Annotated in this window: 11 protein-coding genes; all 11 read right to left on the bottom strand. The window is 52.5% G+C overall.

What is annotated here, in order from left to right; genetic code table 11:
- Positions 1–98: 98 nt before the first annotated feature.
- Positions 99–1361 (bottom strand): threonine ammonia-lyase IlvA, encoded by a 1263-nt coding sequence (gene ilvA, locus BFJ94_RS23375; protein ID WP_120464795.1) that lies wholly within the window; start codon positions 1359–1361, stop codon positions 99–101.
- 78 nt (positions 1362–1439) lie between these two features.
- Positions 1440–2387, bottom strand: coding sequence for a ring-cleaving dioxygenase (locus tag BFJ94_RS23370; RefSeq protein ID WP_120464794.1), 948 nt, complete (start codon positions 2385–2387; stop codon positions 1440–1442).
- Positions 2388–2529: 142 nt separating this feature from the next.
- Positions 2530–2751, bottom strand: coding sequence for a hypothetical protein (locus BFJ94_RS23365; RefSeq protein WP_120464793.1), 222 nt, complete (start codon positions 2749–2751; stop codon positions 2530–2532).
- A 105-nt stretch (positions 2752–2856) separates the two neighbouring features.
- Complete coding sequence (gap, locus tag BFJ94_RS23360; RefSeq protein WP_120464792.1) at positions 2857–3897, bottom strand: type I glyceraldehyde-3-phosphate dehydrogenase; 1041 nt, start codon at positions 3895–3897, stop codon at positions 2857–2859.
- Between the two features lie 231 nt (positions 3898–4128).
- A complete protein-coding gene (purD, locus tag BFJ94_RS23355) occupies positions 4129–5406 on the bottom strand; it encodes a phosphoribosylamine--glycine ligase (protein WP_120464791.1) in 1278 nt (425 codons plus the stop codon).
- 579 nt (positions 5407–5985) lie between these two features.
- A complete protein-coding gene (purH, locus tag BFJ94_RS23345; protein WP_120464789.1) occupies positions 5986–7533 on the bottom strand; it encodes a bifunctional phosphoribosylaminoimidazolecarboxamide formyltransferase/IMP cyclohydrolase in 1548 nt (515 codons plus the stop codon).
- Between the two features lie 79 nt (positions 7534–7612).
- Positions 7613–8230, bottom strand: a complete 618-nt coding sequence (gene purN / locus BFJ94_RS23340; RefSeq protein WP_120464788.1) for a phosphoribosylglycinamide formyltransferase — start codon at positions 8228–8230, stop codon at positions 7613–7615.
- Complete coding sequence (gene purM / locus BFJ94_RS23335; RefSeq protein ID WP_120464787.1) at positions 8230–9273, bottom strand: phosphoribosylformylglycinamidine cyclo-ligase; 1044 nt, start codon at positions 9271–9273, stop codon at positions 8230–8232. Before purM ends, purN begins: the two co-directional genes overlap by 1 nt.
- Before the next feature lie 54 nt (positions 9274–9327).
- Positions 9328–10800 carry an amidophosphoribosyltransferase gene (gene purF, locus BFJ94_RS23330; RefSeq protein ID WP_120464786.1) on the bottom strand — a complete coding sequence of 491 codons (1473 nt, stop codon included), beginning with the start codon at positions 10798–10800 and terminating at the stop codon, positions 9328–9330.
- Entirely contained in the window at positions 10785–13031 is a 2247-nt protein-coding gene (gene purL / locus BFJ94_RS23325) for a phosphoribosylformylglycinamidine synthase subunit PurL (RefSeq protein ID WP_120464785.1), read from the bottom strand. Before purL ends, purF begins: the two co-directional genes overlap by 16 nt.
- A complete protein-coding gene (purQ, locus tag BFJ94_RS23320) occupies positions 13009–13698 on the bottom strand; it encodes a phosphoribosylformylglycinamidine synthase subunit PurQ (RefSeq protein ID WP_120464784.1) in 690 nt (229 codons plus the stop codon). The genes purL and purQ overlap by 23 nt, the downstream gene beginning before the upstream one ends.

Below are 13698 nucleotides of genomic sequence, written 5' to 3'. Positions count from 1 at the left end.
TGTAAAGCCCTTTTTATACACAAACACAAAAAAGAGCAGTCCCGGCATCATTCATGCCATGAACTGCTCTGATACGCTTCTTTATAGCTTCACTATCATCAAATCAGCAAATTAAACAGATTCAAGTCGCGGTTCAGCTCGGTATAAGCGATATTCTTCGCCTTCATCCGGTTGATCAGCGACTCATAATCCGCCGGGTCGCTCAGCTCGATCCCGACCAATGCCGGGCCGTTCTCCTTGTTGTGCTTCTTCGTATATTCGAAGCGGGCGATATCATCATTCGGCCCCAGCACATCCTCCAGGAACTCGCGCAGGGCTCCGGCACGCTGTGGGAAGTTGATCAGGAAATAATGCTTGAGGCCCTCATAGATCAGCGAGCGCTCCTTCATTTCCTGCATCCGGTCGATGTCGTTATTGCCACCGCTAATGATACAGACCACCGTCCTGCCGCGGATTTGATCGCGGTACATATCCAGCGCGGACACAGGCAAGGCCCCGGCGGGTTCTACCACGATCGCACTATCATTATACAGCTCGAGAATTGTCGTACAGGCCTTTCCCTCAGGGACTTTGACAATATCATCGAGCAGCTCGGCGCAGATCGCATAATTCAGATCTCCAACCCGCTTGACCGCGGCTCCGTCGACGAATTTCTCAATCGACTCCAGGGTAACGACCTGCTTCTGCTGCAGCGCTTCGGACATGGACGCAGCCCCTGCCGGCTCTACGCCGATGACCTTGGTCTCCGGGCTGACTGTCTTGATATACGTACTCACTCCCGAGATCAGCCCGCCGCCGCCGATCGTCACGAATAGGTAATCCGCCGGCGCATCCAGACTCTCCATGATCTCCATTCCAATCGTGCCATTACCGGCCACGATCTTCGCGTCATCGAAAGGATGGATGAACGTCATTCCGCCTTCCTCACAGGCCTTGATCGCTTCTGCATAAGCATCGTCGTAAGTATCGCCGACCAAGATGATCTCTACCGCAGGGCCGCCGAAGCGCTGCACTTGCTTGATCTTCTGATTGGGCGTTGTGCTTGGCATATATATTTTCCCCTGAATTCCTAACGCATTACATGAGAAGGCTACTCCCTGCGCATGATTACCCGCACTGGCACAGACAATGCCCTTGCTCAGCTCTTCCTGACTCAGACTGCGGATCATATTATAGGCACCACGAATTTTAAAAGAACGAACGACCTGTAAATCCTCACGCTTCAAATAGACATTGCACTCATATTTGGCTGACAGCGCCGCATCCAGCTGCAGTGGGGTGCGCTTGACAACCTCTTTCAGTACATGATGTGCACGTACGATATCCTCCATCCCTACTGCTTGCCGTTCCGTTTGGTTCATCCTCTTCTCCTCGCTTCTATCTCGATCTCTTCTTATCGTTTTAATAAAATTACACCTGAACAACGATTCGATCAAGCCTTATTTCCCAGCCGGCTTCACAACTCTCACCTGAAACGGCTTCAGCCGCTTCTCGATCTTCTCTCTCTGCTCCTCATATATATCCGGTAGCATCAGATCTTCCCCTAGCGTCTCAGGTGGCTCATCCTCATCGAAGCCCGGCCCATCTGTAGCAATCTGGAACAGGATTCCCCCCGGCTCGCGGAAATATAATGATTTATAATACTGGCGGTCAATGACTGGAGCGGGGTTCAGACCACTCGCTTCAAGCAGCTCATGGAACTTCATCTGCTCCTCTTTGTCCTTCGTACGCCAGGCCAGATGATGAACCGTTCCGGCCCCGCCGTAGCCCTTATGTATATTCTCCGCATTCACATCGACAATATTGCCGAGACTATCCGAGGCTCTGAATCGCAGCAGTCCTTCATCCTCGCCCACATAATCCAGCCCCAGCACCTCCTGCAAAACCTCAACCGTCTTCAGACTGTTACAGCTGAATAGCTGAGCACCGGCCAAGCCCTTGATCGCATAACCCTCCGGGATATCGCCGAATTGCCATAAGCTGAACGGGCCTTCTCTGCGTTCCACCAAATCGATGAGCAAGCCGGACGGATCGGCCAACCGAACATATTCCTCCTCGAATCGAATCAAATCCATATATGTAATTCCGAAATCCTTCAACCGCTGACGCCAAAAGAGCATACTCCCTGGTGGAATCGCGAAGACGATGACTCCGACCTGGCCGCCGCCCAGAATCCCCTGCTGGCCTTGATTCAGCGGATAGAAGTCTATAATCGTCCCCGGGTCCCCGTTCTCATTGCCGAAATATAGATGATATAAATCCGGTGTATCATAATTTACCGTTCTCTTCACCAGCCTTAGGCCGAGAACTCCGGCATAAAAATCAACAATCTCCTGAACCTCGCCTACAAAAGCCGTAATATGATGAATTCCTGTCGTAACGCTCATCGCTTGTCCTCCCGATTATTACCTCTCCTCAATTATCCATTATACGGAACATCCGTGCTTAATTCATCTGTCCGTGATGAAAACAAATCGAACGCCCCTCCGGTCGCCGGACCATAAGGACGTTCGATTACACTTCACAACTCTAATCTTCTTCAGGATCAAACTCTGGACTCGTCTGCCCCTCCGCATGCTTGATCTGCGCCAGCTCGGTCAGCTTCCACTCCACTGTGCCATGTACCAGATCCGCAGGGAACTCTTCCCCCTTATGCAGATACTCCTCCCGGCCGAGTTCATCTGTATAGACGCCCTCAACCTCTACCTGCTCTCGGGATACCGGCAGCATATCCTTCTTCTCTTTACTCATCCGCTAGGTCGCCTCCTGACAGAATGCTTGGAATAATGCAGAACTTTCTGCTTTAACATTTGCCAAAGGTTTGAGAATTATCCTTCGCATCCGGCATGACCAGTATTACTGGGCAACTGCCGTTTTACGTGAGCCTTTCACTCCCTCCAGCGCAACGTGACGGGTCAAGTCGACGACCCGGGCCGCGTAGGCCCATTCGTTGTCATACCAGGCGAGAAGCTTAATATGGCGATCATGGGCGATAAGCGACATCCCATCGACGATGGCCGATTTATCGTTGCCGATGAAGTCGGTAGAGACGAGCGGCTCGTCGCACCATTCGAGATAACGATCATGCCCGTCGCGGATCGCATCAAGGAAAGCGAGCCGGACATCGTCCGCGGTCACGGAAGTTTTCACTTCGGCCGTCAAGTCCACGAGCGAGACATCCGGCGTCGGCACACGCACCGAGATGCCTTGCACCGAGTTCGCCAGATGCGGCAGAATGCCGCCCAACGCTTTGCCTACGCCAGTGGTCGTCGGGACGATGGACTGCGTGCACGCCCGCGCGCGGCGCAAATCTTTATGCGGATTATCGAGATGATTCTGATCATTGGTGTAGGAATGAATGGTGGTCATCCAGCCGGATACGACGCCGAACGAGCGATCGAGCTGATGAAGTAGTGGCGCAAGACAGTTTGTCGTGCAGGATGCGGCCGAGACAAGATGATGGCTGTTATCGTTGTACATATGCTCGTTGACGCCCATCACGATCGTCAGGTCGAGATCCTTGCCTGGAGCGGTAATGACGACTTTCTCCGCGCCAGCCTCAATATGTTTGGAAGCGCCTGGACGATCGTTGAACTTTCCAGTGGCATCGATGACGGTATGAACGCCGAGCGACTGCCAAGGCAGCCGGGCCGGATCGGCTTCTGCGACGACTTGAATGGGCGTGTCATTAATAAGGAGCGTATTGCCTTCAGCAGCGATGTTCGCTTTCCATTTTCCGTGAATGGAATCGTACTTGAGCAGATGTGCGATGGTAGCGGCGGGATAAAGAGTGTTCACGGCCCGGATAGCAAACGGGGAATGCGCTTCATCCATAGCGCGGCGCAGTACGAGACGGCCGATGCGGCCCATGCCGTTGATGGCAACAGGTAAAGCCATTGTCGAATTCCTCCTTCAGAGTAGACCCCTAATTGGTTTATTTCCACAATAAAGTATATCACAATAAATAAATCATGCGTAATATATAACCGCATATTTTTAATATAATACATCTTAATAAGGATGGGGCGTTCTTTTTTCTACTCCTGGGACAAAATATCATGTTAAAAAAACAGTTGAAGGGCCAATTTCAGCCTTTCAACTGTGTGTAATAAAATGGTTATCTACTACTTATCGCAATGCCTTCATCGCAATATCACTGCGGTTATGCTTACCTTCAAAAGTAATCTGCTTGGCGGAGGCATAAGCCTTCTCGCGAGCTTCGGCGATATCTTTCCCTAGCCCCACGACTCCAAGCACACGACCACCATTCGTGACCCATTGCCCTGCGGCATTTTTTGAGGTTCCGGCATGGAAGACTAGAGATTGGGATTGCTCCTGCCCAGCATCCTCCAGTCCATGAATCGGTAGCCCCTTCGGATAAGAAGCGGGATAGCCGCCGGAAGCCAGCACGACACAGACCGCCGCCTCGTCGCTCCATTCCATTTCCACCTGATCCAATGTACCGTTTACCGCCGCCAAGAAAATATCGAGCAAATCGCTCTTCAAGCGTGGCAGAACGACCTGAGTCTCGGGATCACCGAATCGCGCATTGAATTCAATCGTCTTCGGCTTGCCCTCCGGCGTGATCATCAGACCCGCGAACAGTACGCCACGGAATGGACGCCCCTCCGCTACCATCGCCTTGGCTGTAGGCTTGATGATCGTCTCGATCGCTTCCTCAATGATACTGTCTGCGATATGCGGCAGCGGGGAATACGTGCCCATCCCGCCGGTATTGGGCCCTTTATCATGGTCATAGACCTGCTTATGATCCTGGGCCGCCGCCATAGGACGTACGACTTCCCCGTCGACAAAAGAGAGGATTGACATTTCCTGACCGGAGAGGAACTCTTCAATGACGACTTGGCTACCCGATTCGCCGAACACCTTGTCGACCATAATGTTCTTTAGGGCCTGCTCTGCTTCCTCACGTGTAAAGGCTACGGTTACCCCTTTGCCCGCTGCCAATCCGTCCGCCTTGATGACGATCGGCACCGGCTGACTGCGCAAGTAACTTAAGGCCGCTTCGTAGCTGTCGAATTTCTCGTAGGCTGCGGTAGGGATGTTGTATTTATGGAGCAAATCCTTCATGAAGGTCTTGCTGCCTTCAATATGTGCCGCATTCTTGCGCGGTCCAAAGACCGAGATATCTTTCGCTTCGAAGGCATCCACGATCCCGTCCGCCAACGGATCATCCGGCCCTACCACAACGAGGCCGACCTTCTTCTCTTCCGCAAAAGCGACCAGGCGCTCGAATTCTCCTACCTGAATCGGCACAAGCTCAGCAATTTGTCCGATCCCAGCATTCCCCGGTGCGCAATAGATCTGGTCTGCCTTCGGGCTCTTAGCCAGCGCCCAGCAGATCGCATGCTCACGACCGCCGCCGCCGATCACTAGAATATCCATTCCGATTCCTCCTCTACCACTGCTTATTTTGTTCACTAAAGACGTGAATTAGTGCGCAACTGCGTTCTTTCCGTAAGCCATCTGCTGGCGCACCTTGATGTAAGCTTAAGCATTTAGTCTAAGTCCTTGCGTAAGCTTTAACCGCATGCCTCCTAGTAACCTTTGGCGTAAACCTTAAGCGCAGACCGTGTAACCTTTGGCAAAAGCCTCCCGATGCAAACCTCCGGCGCGCCTCTCCACCTATGCCATGCCAATACGTCAATTCCTGCAAAAATGCAGGCTTTTGCGCGTCCAACCCACCGATATTAGAAAATTCCTGCGATAATGCATCCTTTTTCCGGATTTTGGCCCGATTCCACAGAAACGAGGGTAAAAGCCTGCACATTTGCAGGTATTCTACAAAAACAGTCGATTTGATTCCAAAAGCCTGCATATTTGCAGGCTTTTACAGCCACGAGCCGTGAAAAGGTACCGCATCAATGGTGGAACACTGAATTTATCAGTACTCATACCAGCTACATTCGAGCACATCTATCAAAAACGACAGGCCGCCGCAGCGGTCTGCCGTCTTCAGGCCTCTTAGTGTTTAAAATGTCTCACTCCGGTAAATACCATCGCGATTCCGTACTCATTAGCTACCTTAATCGATTCCTCATCGCGAATTGAGCCGCCTGGCTGAATGACCGCGGTAATTCCCGCTTTGGCCGCTTCCTCAAGCGTATCTCCCATCGGGAAGAATGCATCGGAAGCAAGTACGCTGCCCTTGGCTTTCTCACCCGCTTGCTCGATGGCAATTCTGGCTGAGCCGACGCGGTTCATCTGTCCCGCACCAACGCCAACCGTCATGTCATCCTTCGCCAGAACAATCGCATTAGATTTAACATGCTTAACAACCTTCCAACCGAATAGCAATTGCTTCAACTCTTCTTCCGTCGGTTTACGATCCGTTACAACCTGCAAGTCCGCCTCCGTCAAAGAGTGAATATCGCTCTCTTGCACGATCATGCCGCCATCGATGGAAGTGACCACGTATTGACTCTTGCGATCCGCAGCCAGCTCCAGACCGCTGATCTTCAGAAGGCGGATATTCTTCTTCTTCGTCAGCAAGGCCAGCGCTTCATCTGTGAAGCCTGGTGCAAGCACGATCTCCAGGAAAATATCTTTTAGCAAATTGGCCGTATCTTCATCGATCATGCGGTTTGCAGCGACAATACCACCGAAGATCGACACCGGATCGGCATCATAAGCTTTACGGTAAGCCTCATAGATGCTCGCGCCGATGCCTACGCCGCAAGGATTCATATGCTTCACCGCCACGACAGCTGGCTCCGTAAATTCCTTCACGATTTGCAGCGCCGCGTTGGCGTCATTGATATTGTTATAGGACAATTCCTTGCCGTGGAGCTGCTCCGCATTCGTCAACGAATCGACAGCTACCAGCGGCTTACGGTAGAAAGCGGCTTTTTGATGCGGATTTTCGCCATAACGAAGGTCCTGGATCTTCTCATAGGTAACGGTAAGACGTTCCGGAAGCGGATCTCCCAGCTTGTTGGACAAATAGTCGGAAATAAGAGCATCATAGGCTGCGGTATGACGGAATACTTTTGCCGCCAGCTGTTTACGGGTTTCAAGCGTTGTGTCTCCACCAGCACGGATCTCGTCCAGCACTTGACGATAATCGTTCGCGTCAACGACTACGCTGACGAAGGCATGGTTCTTGGCCGCTGAACGCAGCATAGTTGGACCGCCGATATCGATATTCTCAATCGCTTCCTCATAAGCAACATCGGGCTTAGCAATCGTCTCTTGGAATGGATACAGATTGACAACGACCAGATCGATATAATCAAGACCAAGCTCCTTCATTTGCGTCTGGTGCTCCGCACTGTCCCGAATCGCTAACAATCCACTATGAACGGCCGGATGCAACGTCTTGACACGCCCGTCCAGAATTTCTGGAAAGCCTGTGACATCGGAAATGCCGATGACCGGAACCCCTTCCTTCGACAACAGGCCCTTCGTTCCTCCTGTCGAAATAATCTCTACGCCGAGCTGAGACAGCTCCCGGCAAAAATCTACGATGCCTGTCTTATCCGACACACTTACCAACGCTCTTTTGATACCCACGAATTGCTTCCTCCTCTTTAATGGCGAATATAGACACGATATTTCTCGGGAAATATCGAAATTACATTGATGACAACCATTATTTCTGTAAAATTGATACCTTGCGGCCTTCAACATGAACCCGTCCTTTGGCGAACCATGAGACGACCTCTGGGTACAGTTCCTTCTCGGCGGCGTGAATCCTCTCTTCCAGGGATTCCCGACTATCCTCGTTCCTGATCTCAACCGCTTTCTGGGCGATGACAGCACCAGTATCCATGCCTCCGTCTACCAGATGGACGGTAATGCCGGTTATTTTGACCCCATAATTCCAAGCCTGTCCAATCGCATCCTTACCCGGAAAAGCTGGCAGTAGCGAAGGATGAATATTAATCATTCTCCCCGCATACCGATCGACCATGACCGGCGTCAGCAGACGCATATAACCGGCCAGAACCACCAAATCGACCTGCCTGCGCTCCAACTCAGCGGCAATCTCCAGCTCATAATCCTCGCGCTTCGCATAAGCCTTCGGGTTGAATACATAGCTGTCTACGCCAGCCTTGTGGGCTCGTTCGACAACCGGTGCCTTCGCCTTATCGCTGACCAGCAACACGATCTCGGCATCGATCCTTCCGCTCTGTGTCGCCTCTACCAGCGTCTGAAAGTTACTTCCCTGACCTGAAGCAAATACGGCAATTCGAAGAGCTGAAGCCATCAGATTTCGACTCCCTTGAAGGTCACTTCCCGATTGCCTTCAGTAACTCGGCCGATGGTATACGGTTGTTCTCCAGCAGCACGAAGTGCGGCAAGAGCAGCTTCTGCCTGATCCGCGGCAACGACAATCACCAGACCGATCCCCATATTGAAGGTCGTGAACATATCACGGTTGCTGACATTGCCTTGCTGCTGAAGCAGGGAGAAGATTGGTTGAATCGGCCAGGAGCCGTAATCGACTTCTACATTAACTCCTTCCGGCAGTACGCGCGGAATATTCTCGATGAAGCCACCGCCAGTAATATGGGCCATGCCCTTCACCTGTACCTTCTCCAGTAAGGCAAGCACAGGCTTCACATACAGCTTCGTTGGCGTAAGCAATACATCACCTAGCTTCGCACCACCTAGCTCCGTCACTTCATCCTGCAAACCGTAACTGCCATCTTCTAATAACAGCTTGCGCACCAGCGAGAAGCCATTGCTGTGAACTCCACTGGAAGTGAGGCCGAGCACTACATCACCAGAAGCGATCTGACTGCCGTTCACAATTTTACTTTTATCCACAACGCCTACGGTAAATCCAGCGATATCATATTCACCTTCTGCGTACATGCCCGGCATCTCAGCGGTTTCTCCGCCGATCAGCGCACAGCCGGATTCATGACAGCCCTCGGCAATTCCGGCAACGATCGCTTCGATTTTGGCTGGTACCACCTTATCGCAGGCCAGATAATCGAGGAAGAATAACGGCTCCGCGCCTTGAACAACGACGTCGTTCACACACATCGCCACCGCGTCGATGCCAATCGTGTCATGCTTATCCATCGCAAAGGCAATCTTCAGCTTCGTTCCCACACCATCGGTTCCCGAGACGAGCACCGGCTCCTCATATTTATCCTTGTTCAAGCCGAATAAAGCGCCGAACCCACCCAGATCGGTCATGACCTCCGGACGGAACGTCCGTTTGACGTGCTTCTTCATCCGTTCTACCGCTTCATTGCCGGCCGCGATGTCCACCCCGGCGTTCTTATATGCTTCTGACACGAAGGAAACACTCCTTATAACTTGATTTGATATTTCACATCATTAATCACACTACTAACTAATACAGCCGTACTTCTCTTCACCATTAAAGTCGGTGCGTGTAGGGTAGTCATTGTCGAAGCAGGCCATACACATGCCGCCTTTATAGTCATCCTTATTGTCGCCGCCAACCGCCTGAATCAGGCCTTCCGCACTGAGGAATTCCAGCGAATCAGCATTGATCTCCCGCCGCATCTCCTCGATGGACCGAGAGGAAGCGATCAGTTCGCCGCGATCCGGCGTATCGATCCCATAGAAGCATGGATTCTTGAATGGTGGTGAGGTAATGCGGACATGAACCTCGGTTGCGCCCGCTTCGCGAAGCAAATTTACAATCCGCCGAGAGGTCGTTCCGCGCACAATCGAATCATCGATCATCACGACACGCTTGCCCTCTACAACGCGGCGTACCGCGCTAAGCTTCATTTTTACACCAAGCTCGCGCAGCTCTTGACTAGGCTGGATAAAGGTCCGGCCCGTATATTTATTCTTGATCAAGCCAAGCTCGTACGGAATCCCGGTCTGCTCCGCATAGCCTATCGCCGCAGAGATGCTTGAATCCGGCACGCCGGTAACGACATCCGCATCGACAAAAGACTCCTGAGCCATCATCTGGCCCATCCGCTTGCGGGCAGAATGCAGATTCGAGCCGTTCAGATCACTATCCGGTCGAGCGAAGTAGATATACTCCATCGCGCACAGCGCTTTGCGCTGCGGTTCAGCGTATCGGTCTTCACGCAGACCCTTCGCATCCAGCACCAGCAATTCACCAGGACGGATGTCGCGAATAATCTCAGCCCCGACAACCTCAAAGGCACAGGTCTCGGACGAGAACAGATAAGCATCGCCAAGGCGAGCCATCGAGATAGGTCGCAGCCCGTTCGGATCACTGGCGACGAGCAGCTTGTCATTCGTCATCAACAGGAAGGCGAACCCGCCGACCAACTGGCTGAGCGCATCCTTCGCCGCCTCCACGAATTCCTTCGAGGAACGGGCGATCAGATGAGCGATCACTTCCGTATCGCTTGTTGTCTGGAAGATCGAGCCGGACTGCTCCAGCTCGCGGCGAATCTTCGGAGCGTTGACGATATTGCCGTTCGTCGCCACCGCAAGATCGCCATCGCGATACTTGAAAATAAGCGGCTGAGCATTCGTCAGCCGGCTATCCCCGCTTGTCGAATAGCGGACATGGCCGATCGAGCACTCTCCCTGCAAGGAAGACAGCTTGTCACGGTCAAATACTTCCTTGACTAGCCCCATCCCGCGGTGATAATTGAACTCTGTTCCATTCGTCACACAGAGCCCGGCGCTCTCTTCCCCACGATGCTGCAGCGCGTGCAAACCGTAATAAGATAAGGAAGCGGCCTCGGGATGACCAAACACCCCGAACACGCCGCATTCCTCTTTTAATTTGTCGAATATGCCGTCACGGCCGCTGCCCTCATTGTAATAATCACCTGTCCAGAAAGGCATCATTTCATTAGACATGGAATGACATCCTCCCAGACCTGCTTCAGCTCTTGTACAGGTCTATTCACCACAGCAGCACCGCCTGCATGAATGACAAGATCCTTGCCTTCCACGCGCCCGATTACCCGCACTGGCACACCGTGCTGAATGATCAGCTGTTCTAGCTCATCCGCTTGATTTGGCGAAGCCGAGAGTAGGATGCGTGATTGGGACTCACTGAATAGCGCGATATCGGCTCGCAGATCCGATGCATGCAGCTCCACTTGAGCGCCCAAACCGCCGCTGATGCAGGATTCTGCCAGTGCGACAGCAAGGCCGCCTTCAGAGAGGTCATGAGCTGATTGAACGAGCCCGCTCTGCGTTGCCTTAAGAACCGCGTTAATCAGTGATTTTTCCTTATTTAAATCAAGCTGCGGCGGACGTCCTTCCGTAACTCCATGCACAACCGCCTGGAATTCGCTGCCGCCCAGTTCTCCGTAAGTGTCACCAAGCAGAAGTACAACATCGCCCTCATTTTTGAAGCCTTGGGTCGTAATATGATCCGTATCATGTACCAGACCGACCATGCCGACCACTGGTGTCGGATAAATCGCACCTTTGGAATTCTCGTTATAGAGACTGACATTCCCGCCGATGACCGGAGTATCCAATACGCGGCAGGCTTCTGCCATCCCATCGACCGCTTTCTCCATCTGCCAGAAAATATCCGGCTTCTCCGGGCTACCGAAGTTCAGGTTATCCGTAATCGCCAGCGGCTCTGCGCCGGAGCAGACGATATTGCGCGCTGCTTCACTCACCGCGATCTTGCCGCCGATCTCAGGATCGAGATACACGAACCGTCCGTTACAGTCCGTCGTCATAGCCAGTGCCTTGCGTGTTCCATGCACCGTTACGACGGCAGCGTCTGAACCCGGACGCACCGCCGTACTCGTACGCACCATGTAGTCGTATTGGTTATAAACCCAAGCCTTGCTGGCTACAGAAGGCGAAGATAACACTTGATCCAAGGCACCGTTCAAATCACGAACCTCTTCATATCTTAAAGTATCTATATTTGCATTCTCTTCATAGTAAGCAGGTACGCTAGATGGTTTATTATAGATAGGACATTCATCAACCAGCGCTGTCACTGGCATATCACCAACAACCTCGCCGTGATGAATCAGCTTCAGACGACCGTCATCGGTAACTTTACCGACCTTGGCGCAAATCACGCCCCAGCGCTCAAAGATCTCTCGCGCCTGAGCTTCATCCTTCGGCTCTACCACGAACAGCATCCGTTCCTGCGACTCCGACAGCATCATTTCATAAGCCGTCATGCCTTCCTCTCGCTGCGGGACTGCGTCCAGGTACAACTCCAGACCATTGCCGGCTTTACTAGCCATCTCCGCGCTAGAGCAAGTAAGGCCCGCCGCCCCCATATCCTGAATACCGAGCACGATGCCCGTATCGATCAGTTCCAGACAAGCTTCCATTACCAGCTTCTCCATGAACGGATCGCCGACCTGTACCGCCGTCCGCTTCGCTTCTGACTCCTCAGTCAGTTCCTCGGAGGCGAAGGTCGCGCCATGAATCCCATCGCGGCCTGTTGGCGGACCCACATAGAACACCGGGTTACCTACGCCCTTGGCGACACCGCGCTGGATTTTATCATGATCGATCAAGCCGACACACATCGCATTCACGAGCGGATTGCCGTCATAGGATTCGTCGAAGACGACCTCGCCCCCAACCGTCGGAATCCCGATACAGTTGCCGTAACCAGCAATCCCGGATACCACGTGTTCGAACAAATATTTAACGCGGTCACTCTCCAGCTTACCGAACCGCAGAGAGTTCAGAGAAGCGATCGGTCTGGCCCCCATCGAGAAAATATCGCGAATAATGCCGCCCACTCCAGTTGCCGCACCTTGATAAGGTTCTACAGCCGAAGGGTGGTTATGACTTTCAATTTTGAAAACAACTGCCTGATTGTCGCCGATATCAACGATCCCTGCACCTTCCCCGGGACCCATCAATACGCGCGGGCCGCTTGTCGGAAATCTTCTCAGCAGCGGCTTGGAGTTCTTGTACGCGCAGTGCTCCGACCACATGACGCTGAACACGCCGATCTCCGTATAGTTTGGTTTACGGCCGAGAAACCCGCAGATCAGTTCATACTCGCTATCCGAAACGCCCATTTGCTTATAAATTTGCTGCTCCGCGATTTGCTCTGCATTCGGTTCCTTAGCGGACACTTGCTGACTCATGCTGATCCCTCCAAGTCTTCAATATCGATGTGAACATTTTCTTGCCATCCTCTGATCCAAGCAGACTGCTAACGGCACGCTCTGGATGCGGCATCATGCCGACCACATTACCGCGTTCATTGGAAATACCTGCGATATCATCCAGCGAGCCATTCGGATTATTCACATAGCGGAAAATAATTTGCCCGTTCGCCTGCAGCTTCGCGAGAGTCGTCTCATCACAATAATAATTGCCTTCCCCATGAGCGATTGGAATGTTAATCTCCTCGCCAAGCGCATACTCCTTCGTGAACGGATTGCCATTATTCTCAACCCGCAGCAGCGTGTCATGGCAGCGGAACTTCAGCGACATATTACGGCGCAGTGTTCCTGGCAGCAGCCCCGCCTCCGTCAAAATCTGGAATCCGTTGCAAATACCGAGTACGAACTTGCCAGCCTCTGCCGCTTTGGCCACCTCAGCCATTACTGGAGCAAAGCGGGAAATCGCGCCGCAGCGCAGATAATCACCATATGAGAAACCGCCCGGAACCAGAATACAATCATAGGCGGATAAATCCGTAGCGGTATGCCATACATAATCAACAGGTTCGCCTAATGTATCCTCCACCGCTTTGTAGCAGTCGATGTCACAGTTGGAACCGGGAAATACGAGTACTGCGAATTTCAT

The organism is Paenibacillus aceti (assembly GCF_003614185.1).
GTDB classification, from domain to species: domain Bacteria; phylum Bacillota; class Bacilli; order Paenibacillales; family Paenibacillaceae; genus Fontibacillus; species Fontibacillus aceti.
This window is presented reverse-complemented; position numbering and strand designations above follow the sequence as displayed.